Source organism: Citrobacter sp. RHBSTW-00887 (genome assembly GCF_013728095.1).
GTDB classification, from domain to species: Bacteria; Pseudomonadota; Gammaproteobacteria; order Enterobacterales; family Enterobacteriaceae; genus Citrobacter; species Citrobacter braakii.
This window is the reverse complement of the sequence record NZ_CP056267.1, coordinates 4,686,477-4,708,255: the sequence shown is the minus strand read 5'-3', so window position 1 is coordinate 4,708,255 and position 21,779 is coordinate 4,686,477. Positions and strand designations below refer to the sequence as shown.

Genomic DNA, 21,779 nt, shown 5'->3' with positions numbered 1-21,779 from the left:
TGGCGCGCCTTATCATGCCTACATTCAATGTAGGCCGGATAAGTTTACGCCATCCGGCAATCTGTTAAGCATAGAGTATGGCCTGTACGCGCCAGTTGTCGGGCTGCTGGTCTTCGTACATCTGAATGATCCGATACCATGAGGCACCCTGTTCATCCGCTTTTAACGCGACAACTCGTTCTACATCCTGCGGATTCCCTGCAATGTTACTGACAGATATCAGGCCAATTTCGTTCAGGCCTGTAACGCAGTCAGCACTGGCGAACTCGGCAGACTGCGCCGTAGTACCTACCAGTCCGGCAGAAAGCAGCAGTGAGGATAAGGCAAGTGATTGTTTCATCGTCAGCTCCATTATTCGTACCCCTACACACGGCAGGGCATTCCATCGCGATCATAAACCTCAAGCTTCCTGCTGTTGGTTTATTGTGCACAGGTAAACGCATAGCGGCGCAAAGCAATGTAAAGCTGACTAAATTCCAACCCAATGTTATTTACGATACAAAATAGCCTGTGAATACCATTGGCCTGTCACGATGGTTTCATCCACTAATAAAACCACGTAGTAATCAGCTCTAGCCGCGACGGCTTTGTCACGGATCTCTGCCAGCGCATCATCCGGAGAGCCTCTTACCAGCGCGCTGACCGTTCCTATTCGCTGTAACCCATTACTCTGGTCACGGCGGATCTCCTGCGGGTGGTCGGCAACGGGCGGTGCGGGTTGCGGCGTTCCCTGTAGCACGCTACAGGCGCTTAAAAGCATCACCAGCAATAAAGAGGCAAACCGACGCATAACTCTATCTCGTTTCCTGATAGCCATAGTGTAGTGCCTTATCAATTTCCCTTTAGGGGAATGTTCCCGAAGTGTTATCTCTCACGCGATTTTCGAATGAAAATGTTGCGAAAGCGTAACCCAGTTCTCAACATTATGAATCATTGCCGAACACATTCGCTTGCGTTAAGTATTGCTGCATGGCATACCAGAAAAAAAGAGGCGACAAATGATTGAAATTGAAACACGACAGTTGGCTGGTATCCCTGTCCTGCACGCCGTTCCGGCTGGTAAACGCGAGTGTTCACTCCCTTGCATTATTTTCTATCACGGGTTTACATCTTCAAGTCTGGTTTATAGCTATTTTGCCGTTGCTCTGGCTCAGGCCGGATTCCGGGTTGTCATGCCCGATGCGCCTGACCATGGTGCCCGCTTCAACGGTGATGCTCAGGAGCGAATGTTCCGCTTCTGGCATATATTGCAGCAAAACATGCAGGAGTTTACGACGTTACGTGCGGCGCTGGTGGCGGAAAATTGGCTATCAGATGAAAGACTTGCTGTTGCGGGGGCGTCGATGGGAGGCATGACGGCGTTGGGCATTATGGCCCGCCATCCCGAGGTTAAATGTGTAGCCAGCCTGATGGGTTCGGGCTATTTTACCCGTCTTGCACAAACGCTTTTTCCCCCTTTACGGGTCCAGACGCCAGAGCAGCAGGCAGAGTTCGATGCCGTTATCGCACCGCTCGCCGAATGGGACGTTACGCATCAACTACAACGCCTGGCCGACCGACCGTTGCTGTTGTGGCATGGACAGGAGGACGATGTGGTGCCCGCGGTTGAAACCTTCCGCTTACAGCAGGCGCTGATTCAGGCAGGGCTGGATAACAATTTAACCTGCCTGTGGGAAGCGGGCGTGCGCCACCGCATCACGCCAGAGGCGCTGGCTGCGACGGTAACGTTTTTTCGCCAGCACCTTTAAACGCGCATGATGCTTACGCCCTGAGCTTCAAGTTGTTGCAGAATCTCAGGGTTAGCGTTTTTGCCGGTAATGAGCATATCGATTTGATCGGCGCGACTGAACAGCATCCCCGCGCGTTCACCGACCTTACTGCTATCGACCAGCACCACCAGTTTACCCACTACGTTAAGCATCTTCTGCTCAGCCATCGCGGTTAGCATATCGGTTTTATACAGTCCGTCCGCGGTCAACCCTTTACCGCTGGTAAACATCCAGTGTCCGGCATACAGGCTATTTTCGCTGCCTTGCGGACTAAGCGTGATGGACTGGCTTTTGTTGTATTGCCCTCCCATGATGATCACGCTGTCATGTTCCTGGTCGATCAGATAGTTCGCCAGCGGCAGATAATTGGTGATGATCTGCACTGGCTTGCCACACATTTCACGACCAAGCAGGAAGGCGGTTGATCCACAGTTGATCACCACGCTTTCACCCGCATTTACAAGTTGGGATGCGGCCTTGGCAATGCGAACTTTTTCATCGTGGTTCTGCGCCTGATGCAGATTCATAGGTGTCCAGCGCGGACGTTGCTGGGTGATGGCTTCTGCGCCATTGCGGACTTTCTTGAGTTTGCCGCTTTCGTCGAGTTTATTGATGTCCCGGCGTGCTGTGGCTGGTGAAATCCCCAGACGCTCAATCACGTTCTCAACGGTAACAAAGCCCAACTGCGCCAGCATATCCAGCAATATTTGATGTCTTTGTGCTTCAGTCATGAGCTATTCCGATACAAATTGATTTGAAAAGATGATATTTGAAATAGCCTGGAAATACTAAAGTAAATGGGAAAAAATGCCGGAATAGCCCGGCATTTTGTAGGGGTCACAAGAAGGATTTAAACGGCAGATCCGGTTCAATCGTGAAGCAGTCATCAAAGCCGCGCGGATAGTGATATTCAAAGTTGTCTTTGTCCAGCGGCCAGGTGAACTTACCGCCCACCTGCCAGATAAACGGCTTAAAGCCATACTTCAGTCGATCTTTTTTCATCTCCCACAGTACGCGGATCTCCTGAGGGTCGGCCTGGAAGTTTGACCAGATGTCATGATGGAAAGGGATCACCACTTTCGTATTCAACGCTTCCGCCATGCGCAGCATGTCGGAGCTGGTCATTTTGTCCGTAATCCCGCGCGGATTCTCACCATAGGAGCCGAGCGCAACGTCGATCTGGTGCTCGTTGCCATGCTTTGCGTAGTAGTTAGAGTAGTGCGAGTCTCCGCTGTGGTACAGCGTACCGCCCGGTGTTTTGAACAGGTAGTTTACCGCACGGGCATCCATACCATCCGGCAGCACACCTGCCGCTTTTTGATCGGCAGGTAGCGTGATTAATGCCGTACGATCAAACGCGTCAAGCGCATGAATTTCAATATCTTTCACTTTCACCACATCGCCTGGTTTTACCACGATGCAGCGCTCTTTTGGCACACCCCAACCGACCCACAGATCCACACAGGTTTGCGGCCCGATAAATGGCACGTCATCGGCGCAGTTTTGCATGACGGCGGCCGCGACATTCACGTCGATGTGATCGTTATGATCGTGTGTCGCCAGCACCGCATCGATCTGTCGAATTGCAAACGGATCAAGAACAAACGGCGTGGTGCGCAGGTTTGGCTGCAGTTTCTTCACCCCAGCCATGCGTTGCATCTGGTGGCCGGTTTTCATTAGCGGGTTACCGTGACTCTGTTTACCTGTCCCGCACCAGAAATCGACGCAAATGTTCGTCCCGCCTTCCGACTTCAGCCAGATGCCGGTACAGCCAAGCCACCACATAGCGAATGTGCCCGGGGCGACCTGCTCCTGTTCGATCTCTTCATTCAGCCAACTTCCCCACTCCGGGAATGTGCTCAGGATCCATGATTCACGCGTGATGCTTTTTACTTTACTCATTGCATTTACCTTCATATTTATTCAGATTAAGTCAATTTATGATTTGTTTTGATTGATATTGACATCATTTTTTCAAGAAGGCAATGCGTTGATTTTTGGTGTTCAGCGGGAAAATGTGAGCGAATCACAGCGTGACAGGATGGTTTACTTGAGTGTTTGTTTTGTATTTTATTGTTTTAATAGAGTTTATTTTGGAAGCGATGAATTAGAAGTAAAGCCACTCTGCAAGTGTGTGAATTATTTGCGTACTGCATCACATTTAATCAAATTCAATCTTGTTGTGATTACTTTTGAAAATTAGAGTGAGGGCACAACATCCTGGGCATCTGTAATGAATGTTCAGCAACTTCGTCTACTGGAGATCGTTATGGAGATCCTCTACAACATCTTTACCGTCTTTTTTAATCAGGTTATGACCAACGCGCCCTTGCTGTTGGGTATTGTGACCTGTCTTGGTTACATCCTGCTGCGTAAAAGCGTCAGCGTTATTATCAAAGGCACGATCAAAACGATTATCGGTTTTATGTTGCTGCAAGCGGGATCGGGCATTCTGACCAGCACGTTTAAACCGGTGGTGGCGAAGATGTCCGAAGTTTACGGTATCAATGGTGCGATTTCCGATACCTATGCCTCCATGATGGCAACCATCGAACGTATGGGCGATGCCTATAGTTGGGTGGGTTATGCTGTGCTGTTGGCGCTGGCGCTGAATATTTGTTACGTACTGCTACGGCGTATTACCGGCATTCGCACCATCATGCTGACCGGCCACATAATGTTCCAGCAGGCGGGCCTGATTGCCGTCTCTCTCTACATCTTCGGTTACCCGATGTGGACCACCATCATCTGCACCGCGGTGCTGGTGTCCCTCTACTGGGGCATTACCTCCAATATGATGTACAAGCCGACGCAGGAAGTGACCGACGGCTGCGGTTTTTCCATCGGTCACCAGCAGCAGTTCGCTTCATGGATTGCCTACAAAGTCGCGCCTTATCTGGGTAAGAAAGAGGAGAGTGTTGAAGATCTGAAGCTGCCGGGCTGGCTGAATATCTTCCATGACAACATCGTTTCTACCGCGATTGTTATGACCCTCTTCTTCGGCGCGATCCTGCTCTCTTTCGGTATTGATGTGGTTCAGGCGATGGCGGGTAAAACCCACTGGACGGTCTATATCCTGCAGACCGGTTTTTCGTTTGCCGTCGCTATTTTCATCATCACTCAGGGCGTTCGTATGTTCGTTGCTGAGCTTTCAGAAGCGTTCAACGGTATCTCTCAACGTCTGATCCCGGGTGCAGTGCTGGCTATCGACTGCGCGGCGATTTATAGCTTTGCGCCCAACGCGGTGGTCTGGGGCTTTATGTGGGGCACCATCGGCCAACTGATTGCGGTGGGCATCCTGGTGGGTTGCGGCTCTTCTATTCTGATTATCCCTGGCTTTATTCCGATGTTCTTCTCGAACGCGACTATCGGCGTGTTTGCTAACCACTTTGGCGGCTGGCGTGCGGCACTCAAGATTTGCCTGGTGATGGGGATGATCGAAATCTTCGGCTGCGTCTGGGCGGTGAAGCTCACCGGTATGAGCGCCTGGATGGGCATGGCGGACTGGTCAATTCTGGCGCCGCCGATGATGCAGGGCTTTGCCTCCATCGGCATCGTGTTTATGGCCGTCATTATTCTGATTGCACTGGCTTATATGTTTTTCGCAGGACGCACCTTGCGCGCTGAGGAAGACGCAGAAAAACAACTGGCAGAACACTCTGCTTAATAAGGAGTTCCGATTATGACCGTACGTATTTTGGCTGTATGTGGCAATGGGCAGGGGAGTTCCATGATCATGAAGATGAAGGTGGATCAGTTTTTAACCCAGTCAAATATTGACCATACGGTAAACAGTTGCGCAGTAGGCGAATACAAAAGTGAACTGAGCGGCGCGGATATCATCATCGCTTCTACCCATATCGCCGGTGAGATTACCGTATCGGGCAATAAATATGTTGTTGGCGTACGCAATATGCTGTCTCCCGCCGATTTTGGACCAAAACTGCTGGAAGTGATCAACGCGCATTTCCCTCAGGACGTGAAGTAAGGAGGCGGCCTATGAAATTACGTGATTCGCTGGCAGACAATAACGCCATCCTTTTACAGGCCGAGGCCAGTTCCTGGCAGGAAGCGGTAAAGCTGAGCGTGGATCTGCTGGTTAAGGCTGATGTGGTTGAACCACGCTACTACCAGGCCATCCTCGACGGAGTCGAACAGTTCGGCCCGTATTTTGTGATTGCGCCCGGCCTGGCAATGCCGCACGGCCGTCCGGAGGAAGGGGTCAAGAAAACCGGTTTTGCGCTGGTGACGCTGAAAACACCGCTGGTGTTTAACCACGAAGATAACGACCCGGTCGACATCCTGATCACCATGGCGGCAGTAGACGCCAATACACATCAGGAAGTCGGCATCATGCAGATCGTGAATCTCTTTGACGACGAAGCCAATTTCGACCGTTTACGTGCCTGCCGTACCGCGCAGGAAGTGCTGGATTTAATTGATAACGCCACTGCGGCGGCTGTTTAAAAGGATACCAAAATGTCATTACCTATGTTGCAGGTTGCGCTGGATAACCAATCAATGTCTTCCGCCTATGAAACGACGCGTCTGATTGCCGAAGAGGTCGATATCATTGAGGTGGGCACGATTCTTTGCGTGGCAGAGGGGGTGCGCGCCGTACGCGATCTGAAGGCGCTTTATCCGCATAAAATTGTGCTGGCGGATGCCAAAATCGCCGACGCGGGTAAAATCCTCTCGCGCATGTGTTTCGAAGCCAACGCTGACTGGGTTACCGTCATCTGCTGTGCGGATATCAACACCACCAGGGGGGCGCTGGAGGTGGCGAAAGAATTTAACGGCGACGTGCAGATTGAACTGACTGGTTACTGGACCTGGGAGCAGGCACAGGAGTGGCGGGACGCGGGCATTGGGCAAGTGGTATATCACCGCAGCCGTGACGCGCAGGCAGCGGGTGTGGCGTGGGGAGAGGCAGATATCAGCGCCATCAAACGCCTTTCTGATATGGGCTTTAAAGTCACCGTCACCGGCGGCCTGGCGCTGGAGGATCTGCCGCTGTTCCAGGGGATCCCTATCCACGTTTTTATTGCCGGACGCAGCATTCGCGATGCCGCCTCTCCGGTAGACGCTGCGCGTCAGTTCAAACGTTCCATCGCCCAACTGTGGGGATAAGGAGCGATTATGCTGTCGAAACAGGTCCCGCTCGGTATCTATGAAAAAGCGCTCCCCGGCGGGGAGTGCTGGCTGGAACGCTTGCAGCTGGCGAAGGAACTGGGCTTTGATTTTATTGAAATATCTGTTGATGAGACCGACGATCGCCTGGCGCGTCTTGACTGGCGCCGCGAGCAGCGACTGGCGCTGGTGGCCGCTATCGCCGAGACAGGGATACGCGTACCGTCCATGTGCCTGAGCGCTCATCGTCGTTTCCCGCTTGGCAGTGAAGATGATGCGGTGCGCGAACAGGGGCTGGAGATCATGCGCAAAGCCATTCAGTTTGCGCAGGATATCGGTATTCGCGTTATTCAACTGGCGGGTTACGACGTCTATTACCAGCAGGCCAATAACGAAACGCGTCGTCGGTTTCGCGATGGGCTGAAAGAGAGCGTGGAGATGGCGAGCCGCGCGCAGGTGACGCTGGCGATGGAAATCATGGATTATCCGCTGATGAATTCGATCAGCAAGGCACTGGGTTATGCCCACTATCTCAACAATCCATGGTTCCAGTTGTATCCCGATATTGGCAATTTGTCGGCGTGGGATAACGACGTGCAGATGGAGCTGCAGGCTGGGATGGGTCATATCGTTGCCGTACACGTGAAGGATACCAAACCTGGTGTATTCAAAAATGTGCCGTTTGGTGAAGGGGTTGTTGAGTTCGAACGTTGTTTTGCGACGCTCAAACAGAGTGGGTACTGCGGACCATACCTGATTGAGATGTGGAGTGAAACGTCGGACGACCCGGCACGTGAAGTCGCGAAGGCGCGCGACTGGGTGAAGGCGCGAATGGCCAGCGCAGGTCTGGTGGAGGCGGTGTAATGCAAAAACTTAAACAGCAGGTTTTTGAGGCCAATATGGATTTGCCGCGCTACGGGCTGGTGACGTTCACTTGGGGGAACGTCAGCGCCATTGACCGCGAGCGCGCTCTGGTGGTGATTAAGCCTAGCGGCGTCGACTACCAAACGATGCAGATAGATGACATGGTGGTAGTGGATCTGGCCGGCAACGTAGTGGAAGGGCGCTATCGTCCTTCTTCTGATACCGCCACCCATCTGGAGCTGTATCGCCGCTATTCTTCTCTCGGCGGCGTGGTGCACACCCACTCAACGCACGCGACGGCATGGGCGCAGGCGGGTCTGGCAATTCCCTCGTTCGGCACGACGCATGCGGATTACTTCTTTGGCGATATTCCCTGCACCAGGGCGTTAACTGAAGCTGAAGTTCAGGGCGAGTATGAGCTAAATACCGGTAAGGTGATTGTCGAAACGCTGGGGGAGGTGGAACCTTTGCATACGCCTGGCGTAGTGGTGTACCAGCATGGCCCGTTTGCCTGGGGCAAGGATGCTCACGACGCGGTACATAACGCCGTGGTGATGGAGGAAGTGGCAAAAATGGCATGGATTGCGCGTGGCATTAATCCGGCTCTTAGCCCCATAGACAGTTATCTGATGAATAAGCATTTCATGCGTAAGCACGGCACAAACGCCTATTACGGACAGAAGTAACGACTAAGTGCTGGAGCCCAATCATTCAGGGGATGTTATTGATCTGGCTGTGGGACTTTGTTGCAAAAAAAGCCCCCTGTGATGGGGGCAAATTAAACTGCGGCAATGTTCTCGTTGGTTATTTCTGGTGCTAGCGGTAAATATCTGCACTGGCGTGCATATTTCCGTTACTACCGGGTTCCCTGGTGAGGATCACGTGGTAGTAGGTTGCGCCTTGCGCATCGGTCTCTTCATTCAGGGCCTGAGTGGCTTCACTTTCAGTGGCGAAGTTATGATTTATGTAAATGACGCCTAAGCTCTGCACATCATCCATATTCCTGGCCTGATGATTGTCAATTTTGATGGCTGCCGTTGCATTTGCACTAAGCAAAAGCATAGCCAGAAGGGTCAAAACACGGGCTCGCATATGTACCTCCTCGACTGCGGTCTCTGGTTGCCTCTCTCCTGTGAGTGATTAGCTTCTGATGTAATTTTAACCGTTACCGGCGCAGTCGATAGCGACCATTTCTGATGCAGTTGTTCAAAAAATTACCGCATAGCCATCTTTTCTTTTATTAACAGGCCGCTGGTGTGTACCGCGCGGTGAAAAATACCTGTCTTTCGCGCATAAGCACTTACCAAATAGTCAATTTAATCGGGTGAGTACGCCGTTTATAGTGAGCCGGATAATTAATATAACTTTATGATAATAAGGCAAAAACTTATGGATACTTCATTCATGGATTTCAGCTACTTTGTGATTATGTTTATGGTCGCGCTGGTGGCAGGCTTTATTAACGTGGTGTCGGGCGGCGGTGGTTTTCTCTCGATTGGCGCACTGTTAATTTCTGGTTTACCCCCGGCGAATGCGCTGGCAACCAATAAAATTCAGGCGCTGGGCAGCTCGCTGACCTCCGGGATTTATTTTTTACGCCGGGGGCATATCAACGTGCAGGAGCACAAGTATGTGTTTTTATCTGCCTTTATCGGTTCTGCGATGGGAACGACGCTTATCCAGTTCATTGAACCGGAGCTGCTGAAGAAACTGCTCCCGATCCTGATTATCGCGGTCGCTATCTACTTTATTTTTGCGCCAAATCTCAGCGAACCGAAAAGAAAGCAGCAGGTATCCCTGTTTCTCTTCTCGTTGATCGGCGGGGGATGCATTGGCTTTTATGACGGTTTTCTCGGTGCCGGGGCTGGCTCCTTTTATACCCTCAGCTATATCCTGCTGTGGGGATACAGCATCGATAAGGCGCAAATTCACTCGAATTTTATTAACCTGGCATCCAACATCGCCTCGATATTGTTCTTCATTTTTGGCGGTAAAATGATCTGGTCACTGGGGCTGGTGATGTTTGCCGGGCAGTCCCTCGGCGCACGTCTTGGCGCGACGGTCGTACTAACGCGCGGCAAGAAAGTTATCCGACCCATGATTGTCATTGTCTCCATTTGCATCAGCGTCAAAATGCTGCTGGATATGTATTAATGGCGACATGATAAATAATCGTACAATTACCTTGAGTTTAGTGGCAGGCGCCAGTATTATGACGCGTCAATTTTTCAGCCGACCTTTAACACGTTCCTTGCCTCCCCGGGCCTCGGCTGACCCAGACAGGAGGCTGAATAATCCGTAAGGAGCAATTCGATGCGTCATTACGAAATCGTTTTTATGGTCCATCCTGACCAGAGCGAACAGGTTCCGGGTATGATCGAACGCTACACTGCTGCCATCACTGGTGCAGAAGGCACGATCCACCGTCTGGAAGACTGGGGCCGCCGTCAGCTGGCTTACCCGATCAACAAACTGCACAAAGCTCACTACGTTCTGCTGAACGTTGAAGCGCCGCAGGAAGTGATCGATGAGCTGGAAACTACCTTCCGCTTCAACGATGCCGTTATCCGCAGCATGGTTATGCGTACTAAACACGCTGTTACCGAAGCATCTCCGATGGTTAAAGCGAAAGACGAGCGTCGTGAACGTCGCGATGATTTCGCTAACGAAACCGCAGATGATGCTGAAGCTGGGGATTCTGAAGAGTAATTTCTGATGACCAACCGTCTGGCGTTGTCCGGCACTGTGTGCAGGGCTCCCCTTCGAAAGGTCAGTCCATCAGGAATTCCTCATTGCCAGTTCGTGCTTGAGCATCGTTCTGTGCAGGAGGAAGCCGGGTTTCACCGGCAGGCGTGGTGCCAAATGCCCGTTATTATTAGCGGACACGAAAACCAGGCCATTACTCACAGTATAACGGTCGGTAGCGCAGTGACCGTTCAGGGGTTCATCTCTTGCCACAAGGCAAAGAACGGCCTGAGCAAAATGGTTCTGCATGCCGAGCAGATTGAATTGATAGATTCTGGAGACTAGCCATATGGCACGTTATTTCCGTCGTCGCAAGTTCTGCCGTTTCACCGCGGAAGGCGTTCAAGAGATCGACTATAAAGATATCGCTACGCTGAAAAACTACATCACCGAAAGCGGTAAGATTGTCCCAAGCCGTATCACCGGTACCCGTGCAAAATACCAGCGTCAGCTGGCTCGCGCTATCAAACGCGCTCGCTACCTGTCCCTGCTGCCGTACACTGATCGTCATCAGTAATCGGTCACGGTCCATTAATACGACTTTGAGAGGATAAGGTAATGCAAGTTATTCTGCTTGATAAAGTAGCAAACCTGGGTAGCCTGGGTGATCAGGTTAACGTTAAAGCGGGCTATGCTCGTAACTTCCTGGTACCACAGGGTAAAGCTGTTCCTGCTACCAAGAAAAACGTTGAATTTTTCGAAGCGCGTCGCGCTGAGCTGGAAGCTAAACTGGCTGACGTTCTGTCTGCTGCTGAAGCTCGTGCTGAGAAAATCAACGCACTGGAAACCGTAACCATCGCGTCTAAAGCTGGCGACGAAGGTAAACTGTTCGGTTCCATCGGTACTCGCGACATCGCTGACGCTGTAACTGCAGCTGGCGTTGAAGTAGCTAAGAGCGAAGTTCGTCTGCCGAACGGCGTTCTGCGTACCACTGGTGAGCACGAAGTGAGCTTCCAGGTTCACAGCGAAGTGTTTGCTAAGCTGACTGTAAACGTAGTTGCAGAATAAGTTTTTATTCTGATTACCGCGTAAAAGCGCCGGCCTTGTGTCGGCGTTTTGCTTTTCTGTTCCCTCCGCTTTTCGCTCTGGCTATTCTTTATCCTTTTCGGGATAATCATAAAAATAAAACATTATTTCAAAGTGGTGATGGAATGGAACCAACGCACCAACCTCTGTTTGCGCGTAAAAATGTTGTCTACCTGAGCGCAGCGTTCTGCTGTCTGCTGTGGGGGAGCGCCTATCCGGCGATCAAAAGCGGATATGAGATCTTCCAGATTGCCACGGATGACATTCCCTCAAAAATTGTCTTTGCCGGCTATCGCTTCCTGTTTGCTGGATTATTGCTGCTATTGCTGGCGGTGGCGCAGCGTAAACCGATTGGCCGGTTAAGCCCGCGTCAGTACGGTCAGCTCACGCTGTTGGGACTGACGCAAACCTCGCTGCAATACATCTTCTTCTATATTGGCCTGGCGTTCACGACGGGGGTCAAAGGGTCGATCATGAACGCGACCGGCACCTTCTTCAGCGTGCTGCTGGCCCATTTTATCTATCAGAACGACAAGCTGAGCTACAACAAAGTGCTGGGCTGTATCCTGGGTTTTACCGGCGTAATGGTGGTGAACTTTAGCAGCGGACTGGATTTTAGCTTCAGCCTGTTAGGGGACGGTTCAGTGGTGATGGCGGCCTTTATTCTTTCTGCCGCCACGTTATACGGTAAACGCATTTCTCAGACGGTAGACCCGACGGTAATGACAGGATATCAGTTGGGTGTCGGCGGTCTGGCGCTGGTTATCGGCGGCTACGCTTTTGGTGGCACGCTGACCGTACACGGCGCGTCTTCAGTGGCGATTCTGGGCTACCTGACGTTACTCTCTTCGGTCGCTTTTGCGTTATGGAGTATTCTGCTCAAGCATAACCGCGTGGGGATGATTGCGCCGTTTAACTTCCTGATCCCGGTTTCGGGGGCGGTTCTGTCGGCGATATTCCTCGGCGAAAACATTCTCGAATGGAAATATGCGCTGGCGCTGGTGCTGGTCTGTTCCGGGATCTGGTGGGTGAACAAGGTGAAGCGCTGACGCTTCACCTTGATGTCTGATGCGCTGTGTTTATCAGGTCTACAGGTGTGCTGGTTAACGGGCGCGAATAAAACTGCCGTTAGGTTGTCGAGTAAACAGTACCTGCTGACCATTACCGGTATCAATGGTTAATCCCGTTACCACGCCGTTGGCATTCTGCCTGATTTGTACCATCTGGCCGTCTTTCAGGTTGCTCAGCGGTTTTCCGGCACCTTCAACCTGCGCCATTGCGTATACATCGGTTGGCGGGAGGTTATGGTCACGGAATACCTGCGCCAGCGTTTTGCCCGAGTCTACGCGATAGGAGCGCCACTGCTGCTCAATTCCACTATCCTGTTGGAAAGGTTGCGTCTGCGGCTGAGATTGCTGAGCCTGCGGCTGCGCGTCTGGTTCTCCTTCCTGGATTGGCTCTGGGGCAAGCGGAGCGACCTGGCCCGGATCGTTTTGCGGGGCGACCAACTGTGCCTGCAGTTGAGCTTCGGTCGGTGGCTGCGACTGTGACTGTAAATCCAGCTGGGCAGTACGCGTAACCACAGGGGCATCGCTGGTGTCACTGGAGGGCAGCAGGAAGCCTATCACCAGCACGATAGCAGCAATTATAATGCCGCGTCGGTGCATAGGCGGTAGCGGATCCATAATGCGAAAATTGTCCGGTGCATGCCAGATTTTCGCCAGGGTTGGTTTTAATTCAAAGCGCCCGGGCATGGCTTTCCTCCTGCTCCGCGTCTCGTTCCTCGATCATAGAGTATAGATGGCTAATGCTATGATGTTCGTCATATTACCCGCTTTCGTGACGTCAACGCGGGGTATTCCTATTGTTTATGTTTCCTCGCGATTTGTCATCTGTTCCCGAGACAAAGTTTTACCGGATGCGGCATGGCTGATATGCTGCCCGCTACTTTACATCCGATGAAAGGAAATATGATGGCTAACCCGACTTTTGACACTATCGAAGCGCAAGCAAGCTACGGCATTGGTTTGCAGGTAGGACAACAGCTGAGTGAATCCGGACTGGAAGGACTGTTGCCTGAAGCGCTGGTAGCGGGTATCGCTGACGCGCTGGAAGGTAAGCACCCGGCAGTGCCGGTTGATGTTGTGCATCGCGCACTGCGTGAAATCCACGAACGCGCTGATGCAGTACGTCGCGAGCGTTTCCAGGCTATGGCGGCTGATGGCGTCAAATATCTGGAAGAAAACCGTGAGAAAGAGGGTGTGAACAGCACTGAATCCGGTTTGCAGTTCCGTGTTCTGACTCAGGGCGAAGGTGCTATTCCAGCGCGTACTGACCGCGTTCGCGTGCATTACACCGGTAAACTGATCGACGGTACCGTGTTTGACAGCTCTGTCGCACGCGGCGAACCGGCTGAATTCCCGGTTAACGGCGTGATCCCTGGCTGGATTGAAGCGCTGACCCTGATGCCGGTAGGTTCCAAATGGGAACTGACTATTCCTCAGGAACTGGCTTACGGCGAGCGTGGCGCTGGTGCGTCCATTCCTCCGTTCAGCACGCTGGTGTTCGACGTTGAGCTGCTTGAGATCCTGTAAGCAGTGACTTCTGTTCCCTCCGAGGCCGGGGGGAACAAAAAAATAGCGTGAAAAGCTATAGTTACGTGGTTGTCGATATTTTATTTTGCAAATGCCTCGTTAGCGTGTATTTTTGTGAGCTGATTCGCGCTATCAGAGTGATATGACACTCACTTTAAACATTAAATTAACATTATATCTAAATCTTAGTATTCATCCCGCCAATTCTTACCTAATATCGATGAGTCCTGATAATCAGGAACGTCGTATCATAGACACACTAAAGGCCGTAGAGCCTGAACAACACAGACAGGTACAGGAAGAAAAAACATGGTAGATCAGGTAAAAGTCGACGCCGCTGAAGAGGCTTCGTCTGAACAGTCGCTACGGCGCAATCTCACAAACCGTCATATTCAACTTATTGCCATTGGTGGCGCTATTGGTACCGGCCTGTTTATGGGCTCTGGTAAAACCATCAGCCTCGCCGGACCGTCGATCATCTTTGTGTATATGATCATCGGTTTTATGCTGTTTTTCGTGATGCGTGCAATGGGTGAATTGCTGCTCTCGAATCTGGAGTACAAATCTTTTAGTGATTTCGCCTCTGATCTGCTCGGGCCATGGGCCGGGTATTTTACCGGCTGGACTTACTGGTTCTGCTGGGTTGTTACCGGGATGGCAGACGTTGTCGCCATTACGGCGTATGCGCAATTCTGGTTCCCCGAACTTTCAGACTGGGTCGCCTCGCTGGCGGTGATCGTGCTGCTGCTGAGCCTCAACCTTGCCACTGTAAAAATGTTCGGTGAGATGGAGTTCTGGTTTGCGATGATCAAAATCGTCGCCATCATCGGCCTGATTGTCGTTGGTCTGGTGATGGTGCTGACGCACTTCCAGTCGCCAACCGGCGTTCAGGCATCGTTCACGCATCTGTGGAATGACGGTGGCTGGTTCCCGAAAGGTCTGAGCGGCTTCTTTGCTGGCTTCCAGATAGCCGTGTTCGCGTTTGTGGGTATTGAGCTGGTGGGAACGACCGCAGCGGAAACCAAGGACCCGGAGAAATCTCTGCCGCGCGCCATTAACTCGATTCCGATCCGTATCATCATGTTCTACGTTTTTGCGCTGATCGTGATTATGTCCGTAACACCGTGGAGCTCGGTAGTGCCAACCAAGAGCCCATTCGTTGAACTGTTTGTGCTGGTCGGTCTGCCTGCCGCGGCGAGCCTGATCAACTTTGTGGTGCTGACTTCAGCTGCTTCTTCCGCAAACAGTGGCGTGTTCTCTACCAGCCGTATGCTGTTCGGCCTGGCACAGGAAGGCGTAGCGCCTAAAGCGTTTGCCAAACTGTCTAAACGCGCAGTTCCGGCGAAAGGTTTAACCTTCTCCTGTATCTGTCTGCTGGGCGGCGTGGTGATGCTTTACGTGAACCCGAGCGTGATTGGCGCGTTCACCATGATCACTACCGTGTCGGCGATTCTGTTCATGTTCGTCTGGACCATCATTCTTTGCTCGTACCTGGTGTACCGCAAGCAGCGTCCGCACCTGCATGAAAAATCAATCTACAAGATGCCGCTAGGCAAGCTGATGTGCTGGGTATGTATGGCGTTCTTCGTCTTCGTACTGGTACTGCTGACGCTGGAAGATGATACCCGCCAGGCGCTGATCGTGACGCCGCTGTGGTTCATCGCGCTGGGTCTGGGTTGGTTGTTTATCGGTAAGAAACGTATGGCAGGTATGCGTTAATTTTAGTGCCCGGTAGCGCGATGCTTACCGGGCCTGAATTCCGTAGGCCGGATTCGCGTTAGCGCTATCCGGCGATATCTTTACTCCCCGGCGAGAGCTCGCGGGAACAACACATTATTTTCCAGACTAATGTGTTCCATCAAGTCGTCGATCATCTCGTTAATGCCGTTATACATGGCTTTCCAGGTGGTGCAGGCTTCTGGCGGCGGCGTCACGTTATGGGTGATGTGTTTGATCACTTCGACCAGTTCACCGGCATCGTCATGTTCGCTTTCCATCACGCTGATTGGTCCCATCGCCTGGCTACCCATGCCCTGTTTGATCATCGGGAACAGGATCTGCTCTTCTTTCATCATATGGCTGGACAGCTCTTCATGCAGCATGGTCAGGTTTTTCGCCAGACCGCGTGGTACGTTCGGTTTATCTGCGTGAACGCGTTCAACTTTCGTGGCCTGCAGAATCAGTTCCGGCAGCTGTTCGCGGTGTCTGTCGTGATAACGCACGATGATATGATCGATGATTTCAGCCAGTGCCACGGTACGCCAGTCTTTCTCCAGCGGCTGTTCAGCCAACTGCGCGAGCTGTGCCTCAATAACGTCTAAATCCAGCTCTTTACGCGCAGCAGCGCGTGCCAGCGTTTGCTTACCGCCGCAGCAGTAATCCATATCGTATTTACGAAACAGGGCCGAAGCGCGAGGAATAGAGAGCGCCAGTTCACCTAAAGGTTGATCGCGATAAGACATTGCCGTTACCTCATTCTCAATAATATAAGATGTATTTTAAATACAACTTATGGCGAAGGATATAACCCTTTCGGGGTGGGGTGTTTTGTGAGGAATGTCACGAAAATTTCTTGTTTCGTTAAGGTGCTGAATCTTATTAGAAAGGAGAGGGATGGCGAAAAAAGCCGCGCGACAGGATTAAATAAGCGCACGCCGCTGCCGATAGTTAGACCTCAGACAATACCTGCATAATAAAAGGCTACAGATGTTTAAACGAATCAAAGTGATAACCCTACTTATCACCGTGTTACTCGCCCTTGGCGCGATGCAGCTCATCTCCGCGGGCGTCTTTATTGGCGCGCTCAATAACGATAAGCAAAACTTTAACGTCTCTCAGCTTTCCAGCCAGAACGTGGCCGAGTTTACCGATGCGTGGATTAGCCTGAACCAGGCTCGCGTCACGCTCAACCGGGGCATGTTGCGTTTACAGGGAACGATGGCTAGCGAGATTAACGGCGGTCAGTTGAAGGAACTGGTGAACACGGCAAATCGCCTGTTGGCCGAATCGAAAGAGCATTACGATAAATACTACGCCCTGCCGGAAACGCCGGGGCTTGATGAACATCTGGCCGATCGACTGGAAGAGCAGTACGGCATCTATTCTGAGACGCTGGCTAAAATGAACGCGCTGCTGGCTGAAGGTAAGCTGGAAGAGATGTTCAAGCAGAATGCCGAGCAAAAGCAAACAGCCATGCAGGAAGTCTATCGGGAATGGCGTAGCGCGCAAACGGCGCTGGCCACTGCCGGGGTGCAGGACAATGAGAGTGATTACCAGAAGATAATCTGGCTGCTGTCTGCCGTGATGCTGATTGTCGTCACCGTGATTATCGCCAGCTGGCTGGCGATGCAGCGAGTGCTGCTCAAGCCTCTCCACGAAGTGATGGGGCATATTCGCCACATTGCTGCGGGTGATTTGACGCACAGCATCAACGCAGATGGCAGCAATGAGATGGCGCTGCTGGCAGTCAACGTTCGCGACATGCAGCAGGCGCTGGCGAACACAGTCAGCGTGGTGCGTGACGGGGCTGACACCATCTATACCGGCGCAGGTGAAATTGCCGCCGGCAGTAACGATCTCTCTTCACGTACCGAGCAGCAGGCCGCCTCTCTGGAAGAGACTGCTGCCAGCATGGAACAACTCACCGCTACCGTGAAGCAGAACGCGGATAACGCGCGTCAGGCGACCAGTCTGGCAAAAAATGCCTCACAGACGGCGCAGAAAGGCGGAACCGTGGTTGATGGCGTGGTGCGTACGATGGATGAAATCGCCACCAGTTCCAGCAAAATCGCGCAAATTACCAATGTTATCGACGGCATTGCCTTCCAGACCAATATTCTGGCGCTGAACGCGGCAGTAGAAGCGGCGCGTGCGGGCGAGCAGGGGCGCGGGTTTGCCGTGGTCGCTGGCGAGGTCCGTACACTGGCACAGCGTAGCGCTCAGGCGGCGAAAGAGATTAAGGCGCTGATTGATGACTCGGGGAATCGGGTGAATGCCGGTACGGCGCTGGTGCATGAAGCGGGTGAAACGATGGCGGAAATTGTGAGCGCCGTGACCCGTGTGACCGACATCATGGGCGAGATAGCCTCGGCCTCTGATGAACAGAGCCGGGGTATCGATCAGGTAGGTCAGGCGGTTGCCGAGATGGATCGCGTGACGCAGCAAAACGCCTCGCTGGTGGAGGAGTCCGCTTCCGCCGCCGCTGCGCTCGAAGAGCAGGCAGCACGACTGAATCAGACCGTAGCGGTGTTTAAAGTTTAACGTCTACTCCGACCTACAAAATAATATCTTGTAGGTCGGATTAGCGCAGCGCCGTCTGGGCCATTATGATTGTGGAACCACGACGACGCTTGGTTTCTGTGGTTTGGCTCTGACGGCTATCACCACCCCAACAATCAGCAGCGCAATGCCGCTTACCGTCAGCAGCGGTGGAAATTCCTGGCGCAGGATAAAGGTGTACACCAGGCCAGCCAGCGTTTCGAAGACAATCAGCGGGCCGAGGATCACCGTCGGCAATTTTTGGCTGGCGACGTTCCAGCACAGTGCGCCAACCCACGAACATAATACCGCAATCGCTATCATCAGGCCGATAAACACGCCCGGACGTGGGCCGAAGGGCAGGGCAAAGTCCGGCGTTTGCCCGTTCAGCCACAGGCAGGCTGCAATATAACCGAGCAGAGAAACAGGCAACGTTACCAGTGCCTGGGCCGTCGCCCACATCATCGGGTGCTTATCTGGATTCTCGCGCAGCCAGCGGGCATTACGCAGCGCATACCACGCCCAACACACTACCGAGATCAGCGCCAGCGCGATTCCAGAACCATAACGCCAGCCGCTAAAGTCGGGTAAGCCTTGATTCAGCTCCGAGATATTCACGCACAGCAGACCGATACCAATCAGCACCAGCGCAGGCGACAGACGCCACCATGATAATTTGCCGTCGCGCTGGCTGTAGAGCAGGTTAGCGAAGACCGGGATCACAACCGGCAATGTACCAATAATCATCGTTGAAACCGGCGCGCCAGTGCGCTGGATGGCGCTTGCCAGGCAAACGTAATAAATCAGATTACCCATCATCGTTAGCGCCAGCGCAGTGACCCAGTCTTTACGCGTCAACTGACGCAAGCGCACACGTCCCAGCCAGGCAATCGGCAACGCTATCAGCCCCAGCGCCAGATAGCGCCCCATCGACTGCAATACCGCCGGGTATTCCGGTACAATCAGCGGCCCAACAAAAATTAATCCCCACATCAGCCCAGCCAGCAGGGCATACAACACGCCGCTAATCATTTTTGACATCCACATCGCTTAACAATAAGTCGAGTGTAGGCAGGAAAAATGCAGCCGTATTGTATGAGATTGCTGTTCAACGCCGGACGACTTGTTTCTGATAACGTACCGGCGTAATACCGTAGCGATGGGTAAACGCGCGGGTGAGATGCGACTGGTCGGTGAGGCCGGTTGCGGCAGCGACCTCCGCGGCGGGCATTCCGTGAGTGAGAAAACCTTTGGCTCGCCACAGGCGGATCGCCATCAGCATCTGGTGCGGCGTGACGTGGAAATGAGATTTAAACTGGCGCTGAAAATGCCAGGGACTCAGCGCTGCAACCCGCGCCAGTTCGTCGAGCGTGACCGGGTGCATATAATTATCGTGCAAATACTCGCGTACCCGCTCAAAGCGATGCGCTCCCTCCGGTAATACCGGCGCATGGCGGGCCAGCGGCTGGAACGTGTCGATCAGATCGAGTAATAGCCCTTTTTGCGCCAGCGGATCCTCAGTGTTCCACAGGCCATGGATCAGCGAGCAGATCTGGCGCGAGCGTAGCGGATCGTGACGCGTTACGTCATGAAACCACCAGTGGCGGATCCCGGTGACTTCTTCCAGAAGCTCGGGCTCAAGATAGATCATCCGATAGCGCCAGCCGTCGGCGGTTTCCGCTTCGCCGGTATGTAGCTCATCGGGATTCATGGTGACGACGGAATGGGCGGGGGCCACGTACTGCGTGCCGCGATAGCGAAAACGTTCGGCTCCGGCTTCTATCGCGCCAATACCAAACGCTTCATGGGTGTGGGGTTCAAAGGCGTAACGCGAGATGTGCGCATGATACAGCTCAACGCCCGGCACCTGTGCCAGATGGCGAAAGCGGGCGCTGTCTTTCTCATCAATAAACTGCTCAGGTACACCTTGCACGTATTCTCTCCCCACGCATCATCATGTCATTATCAGAGAGGATGCGCGGGGATGCCACCACAATTAACTAATTTTTAACACTTACACGATGCCTTTGACGCTGTCTGCCAGCGACGTGGTTGGGCGACCAATCAGTTTGCTCAGCGTATGGCTGTCGTCGAAGAGGCCACCTTTAGAGGCACCAACGTCTGAGTCAGCCAGCATGTCCGCCAGTCCGGCAGGCAGACCTACACTTTTCAGCGCGGCGGCAAAATCAGCTTCGCTCAGGTTTTGATACACCACTTTTTTACCGCTCTGTTTTGCCAGTTCGGCCGCCAGCTGGCTCAGGGTCCAGCCTGCGTCGCCCGCCAGTTCATAGATTTTACCGGCATGACCGTCTTCACTGATGACGCGCGCAGCGGCAGCGGCATAGTCGGCACGGGTCGCCGAGGCGATTTTGCCTTCTCCCGCCGCCCCAATAAACACGCCGTGTTCCAGCGCGGCTGGTGCGCTGGCGAGATAGTTTTCGGTGTACCAACCGTTACGCAGCAGCGCGTACGCGATACCGGATTCAGCCAGCATCTTCTCGGTTGCGACATGCTCATCAGCCAGCCCCAGCGGGGAGCGATCGGCGTGCAGCAGGCTGGTGTAGGCGATAAATTTCACGTGGGCCGCTTTCGCCGCGTTAATCACGTTGCGATGCTGCGGGGCACGTTGTCCCACTTCGCTGGAGGAGATTAGCAGTAACTTGTCTATCCCCTGTAAGGCCGTGGTAAAGGCAGCTTCATCGCTGTAATCCGCCTGACGAACGGTAATGCCCTGCTGGCTAAGCGCCGTCGCTTTAGCAGGATTACGCACAATAGCCACAATCTGGCTGGCAGGAACGGTTTTCAGTAGCGTTTCAATAACGTGTTGGCCCAGTTGGCCAGTGGCACCAGTAATCGCGATCATAGGATAACTCCTTTGGTATTGGTCTTGTGTTTAATCACATTAACACCTAAGCTTACTTTTAGTAAGTACGCACAAAAAGGTTAGTATGAAAATGACAGCTTTGACGCTCTCCCAGCAATTACGTGATGGCAACTTGTTTGCCGAGCAGTGTCCCTCCCGCGAGGTGTTAAAACACGTCACCAGCCGCTGGGGTGTATTGATTCTGGTGGCGCTGCGCGACGGTACGCACCGTTTCAGCGATTTGCGCCGTAAGATGGGCGGCGTCAGTGAAAAAATGCTGGCGCAATCCCTGCAGGCGTTAGAACAGGACGGGTTTATCAATCGGGTGTCATATCCAGTGGTACCGCCGCATGTGGAGTATAGCCTGACACCGTTGGGTGAGCAGGTGAGCGAAAAAGTCGCAGCGCTGGCGGACTGGATAGAGGTGAATTTGCCGCAGGTTTTGGCAAATCATACCGTTAAGAACGAAGACGTCCCGGCATCAGCGTAAACGACCTGGTCGGGCTTGCCGGATGGCGCAGCGCCACCCGG

At 52.9% G+C, this 21,779-nt stretch carries 27 protein-coding genes; 17 read left to right on the top strand and 10 right to left on the bottom strand.

Annotated elements, in window-relative coordinates; genetic code table 11:
- Positions 1–64: 64 nt before the first annotated feature.
- Together yjfN and bsmA are read right to left on the bottom strand one after the other, a co-directional pair.
- Complete coding sequence (yjfN, locus tag HV314_RS22400) at positions 65–340, bottom strand: DUF1471 family protease activator YjfN (RefSeq protein WP_016151420.1); 276 nt, start codon at positions 338–340, stop codon at positions 65–67.
- Positions 341–487: 147 nt separating this feature from the next.
- Entirely contained in the window at positions 488–817 is a 330-nt protein-coding gene (bsmA, locus tag HV314_RS22395) for a biofilm peroxide resistance protein BsmA (RefSeq protein WP_181546760.1), read from the bottom strand.
- Between the two features lie 181 nt (positions 818–998).
- Here bsmA and yjfP point away from each other — a divergent pair, with 181 nt between their 5' ends.
- Positions 999–1,748 (top strand): esterase, encoded by a 750-nt coding sequence (gene yjfP, locus HV314_RS22390; protein ID WP_016155514.1) that lies wholly within the window; start codon positions 999–1,001, stop codon positions 1,746–1,748.
- On the opposite strand, the gene ulaR is transcribed toward yjfP, so the two are convergent.
- Both ulaR and ulaG read right to left on the bottom strand, forming a co-directional pair.
- The gene (gene ulaR, locus HV314_RS22385) at positions 1,745–2,500 is read right to left on the bottom strand and encodes an HTH-type transcriptional regulator UlaR (RefSeq protein WP_003025646.1); all 756 of its coding nucleotides are present in this window, start codon (positions 2,498–2,500) and stop codon (positions 1,745–1,747) included. The two genes, yjfP and ulaR, sit on opposite strands and share 4 nt — an antisense overlap.
- Before the next feature lie 106 nt (positions 2,501–2,606).
- Positions 2,607–3,671 (bottom strand): L-ascorbate 6-phosphate lactonase, encoded by a 1,065-nt coding sequence (ulaG, locus tag HV314_RS22380; protein WP_181546758.1) that lies wholly within the window; start codon positions 3,669–3,671, stop codon positions 2,607–2,609.
- Positions 3,672–4,038: 367 nt separating this feature from the next.
- Between ulaG and ulaA the strand changes: the two genes are divergently transcribed.
- Genes ulaA through HV314_RS22350 form a run of 6 tightly spaced genes read left to right on the top strand, consistent with a single transcriptional unit; the run spans position 4,039 to position 8,449 of the window.
- Positions 4,039–5,436, top strand: coding sequence for a PTS ascorbate transporter subunit IIC (gene ulaA, locus HV314_RS22375; RefSeq protein WP_016155515.1), 1,398 nt, complete (start codon positions 4,039–4,041; stop codon positions 5,434–5,436).
- A gap of 15 nt (positions 5,437–5,451) precedes the next feature.
- Entirely contained in the window at positions 5,452–5,757 is a 306-nt protein-coding gene (ulaB, locus tag HV314_RS22370; RefSeq protein ID WP_016151426.1) for a PTS ascorbate transporter subunit IIB, read from the top strand.
- Between the two features lie 11 nt (positions 5,758–5,768).
- Positions 5,769–6,236: a PTS ascorbate transporter subunit IIA gene (ulaC, locus tag HV314_RS22365; protein WP_016151427.1), complete on the top strand. Its 468-nt coding sequence runs from the start codon at positions 5,769–5,771 to the stop codon at positions 6,234–6,236.
- A 12-nt stretch (positions 6,237–6,248) separates the two neighbouring features.
- Positions 6,249–6,899 carry a 3-keto-L-gulonate-6-phosphate decarboxylase UlaD gene (gene ulaD / locus HV314_RS22360; RefSeq protein ID WP_046275837.1) on the top strand — a complete coding sequence of 217 codons (651 nt, stop codon included), beginning with the start codon at positions 6,249–6,251 and terminating at the stop codon, positions 6,897–6,899.
- Between the two features lie 9 nt (positions 6,900–6,908).
- A complete protein-coding gene (locus HV314_RS22355) occupies positions 6,909–7,763 on the top strand; it encodes an L-ribulose-5-phosphate 3-epimerase (RefSeq protein ID WP_181546756.1) in 855 nt (284 codons plus the stop codon).
- Positions 7,763–8,449 carry an L-ribulose-5-phosphate 4-epimerase gene (locus HV314_RS22350; RefSeq protein WP_181546754.1) on the top strand — a complete coding sequence of 229 codons (687 nt, stop codon included), beginning with the start codon at positions 7,763–7,765 and terminating at the stop codon, positions 8,447–8,449. Before HV314_RS22355 ends, HV314_RS22350 begins: the two co-directional genes overlap by 1 nt.
- A gap of 130 nt (positions 8,450–8,579) precedes the next feature.
- Here HV314_RS22350 and yjfY read toward each other — a convergent pair whose 3' ends face one another.
- Positions 8,580–8,855, bottom strand: a complete 276-nt coding sequence (gene yjfY / locus HV314_RS22345; protein ID WP_016155520.1) for a DUF1471 family protein YjfY — start codon at positions 8,853–8,855, stop codon at positions 8,580–8,582.
- A 297-nt stretch (positions 8,856–9,152) separates the two neighbouring features.
- On the opposite strand from yjfY, the gene HV314_RS22340 reads away from it, so the two are divergent.
- The 6 genes from HV314_RS22340 (at position 9,153) to HV314_RS22315 (ending at position 12,583) form a co-directional block, all read left to right on the top strand.
- Positions 9,153–9,917 (top strand): TSUP family transporter, encoded by a 765-nt coding sequence (locus HV314_RS22340; RefSeq protein ID WP_016151432.1) that lies wholly within the window; start codon positions 9,153–9,155, stop codon positions 9,915–9,917.
- A 159-nt stretch (positions 9,918–10,076) separates the two neighbouring features.
- Positions 10,077–10,472, top strand: a complete 396-nt coding sequence (gene rpsF / locus HV314_RS22335) for a 30S ribosomal protein S6 (RefSeq protein WP_016151433.1) — start codon at positions 10,077–10,079, stop codon at positions 10,470–10,472.
- Positions 10,473–10,478: 6 nt separating this feature from the next.
- Positions 10,479–10,793: a primosomal replication protein N gene (priB, locus tag HV314_RS22330; protein WP_003025674.1), complete on the top strand. Its 315-nt coding sequence runs from the start codon at positions 10,479–10,481 to the stop codon at positions 10,791–10,793.
- A 4-nt stretch (positions 10,794–10,797) separates the two neighbouring features.
- Complete coding sequence (gene rpsR, locus HV314_RS22325; protein ID WP_000135199.1) at positions 10,798–11,025, top strand: 30S ribosomal protein S18; 228 nt, start codon at positions 10,798–10,800, stop codon at positions 11,023–11,025.
- 41 nt (positions 11,026–11,066) lie between these two features.
- Positions 11,067–11,516 carry a 50S ribosomal protein L9 gene (gene rplI / locus HV314_RS22320; RefSeq protein WP_003025676.1) on the top strand — a complete coding sequence of 150 codons (450 nt, stop codon included), beginning with the start codon at positions 11,067–11,069 and terminating at the stop codon, positions 11,514–11,516.
- Positions 11,517–11,659: 143 nt separating this feature from the next.
- Positions 11,660–12,583 (top strand): DMT family transporter, encoded by a 924-nt coding sequence (locus tag HV314_RS22315; RefSeq protein ID WP_019078212.1) that lies wholly within the window; start codon positions 11,660–11,662, stop codon positions 12,581–12,583.
- Positions 12,584–12,637: 54 nt separating this feature from the next.
- Here HV314_RS22315 and HV314_RS22310 read toward each other — a convergent pair whose 3' ends face one another.
- Positions 12,638–13,288 carry a LysM-like peptidoglycan-binding domain-containing protein gene (locus HV314_RS22310; RefSeq protein ID WP_016151435.1) on the bottom strand — a complete coding sequence of 217 codons (651 nt, stop codon included), beginning with the start codon at positions 13,286–13,288 and terminating at the stop codon, positions 12,638–12,640.
- A gap of 219 nt (positions 13,289–13,507) precedes the next feature.
- On the opposite strand from HV314_RS22310, the gene fklB reads away from it, so the two are divergent.
- Both fklB and cycA read left to right on the top strand, forming a co-directional pair.
- Complete coding sequence (gene fklB / locus HV314_RS22305) at positions 13,508–14,128, top strand: FKBP-type peptidyl-prolyl cis-trans isomerase (RefSeq protein WP_003025685.1); 621 nt, start codon at positions 13,508–13,510, stop codon at positions 14,126–14,128.
- Between the two features lie 309 nt (positions 14,129–14,437).
- On the top strand, positions 14,438–15,847 hold the full coding sequence (cycA, locus tag HV314_RS22300) for a D-serine/D-alanine/glycine transporter (RefSeq protein ID WP_016151437.1): 1,410 nt from the start codon (positions 14,438–14,440) through the stop codon (positions 15,845–15,847).
- A gap of 80 nt (positions 15,848–15,927) precedes the next feature.
- Here the strand turns inward: cycA and ytfE are convergent, their stop codons facing one another.
- Positions 15,928–16,590: an iron-sulfur cluster repair protein YtfE gene (ytfE, locus tag HV314_RS22295; RefSeq protein ID WP_003025690.1), complete on the bottom strand. Its 663-nt coding sequence runs from the start codon at positions 16,588–16,590 to the stop codon at positions 15,928–15,930.
- 244 nt (positions 16,591–16,834) lie between these two features.
- On the opposite strand from ytfE, the gene HV314_RS22290 reads away from it, so the two are divergent.
- On the top strand, positions 16,835–18,388 hold the full coding sequence (locus HV314_RS22290) for a methyl-accepting chemotaxis protein (protein ID WP_181546752.1): 1,554 nt from the start codon (positions 16,835–16,837) through the stop codon (positions 18,386–18,388).
- Positions 18,389–18,451: 63 nt separating this feature from the next.
- Here HV314_RS22290 and HV314_RS22285 read toward each other — a convergent pair whose 3' ends face one another.
- The 3 genes from HV314_RS22285 to HV314_RS22275 all read right to left on the bottom strand — a co-directional run bounded on the left by HV314_RS22285 (position 18,452) and on the right by HV314_RS22275 (position 21,248).
- Positions 18,452–19,417: a DMT family transporter gene (locus tag HV314_RS22285; RefSeq protein WP_016151440.1), complete on the bottom strand. Its 966-nt coding sequence runs from the start codon at positions 19,415–19,417 to the stop codon at positions 18,452–18,454.
- 76 nt (positions 19,418–19,493) lie between these two features.
- Positions 19,494–20,318, bottom strand: coding sequence for an AraC family transcriptional regulator (locus tag HV314_RS22280; protein WP_049270628.1), 825 nt, complete (start codon positions 20,316–20,318; stop codon positions 19,494–19,496).
- A gap of 81 nt (positions 20,319–20,399) precedes the next feature.
- Positions 20,400–21,248, bottom strand: coding sequence for an SDR family oxidoreductase (locus HV314_RS22275; protein WP_016155524.1), 849 nt, complete (start codon positions 21,246–21,248; stop codon positions 20,400–20,402).
- An 85-nt stretch (positions 21,249–21,333) separates the two neighbouring features.
- Between HV314_RS22275 and HV314_RS22270 the strand changes: the two genes are divergently transcribed.
- Complete coding sequence (locus HV314_RS22270) at positions 21,334–21,738, top strand: winged helix-turn-helix transcriptional regulator (protein WP_016151443.1); 405 nt, start codon at positions 21,334–21,336, stop codon at positions 21,736–21,738.
- The last annotated feature ends 41 nt before the right edge of the window (positions 21,739–21,779 follow it).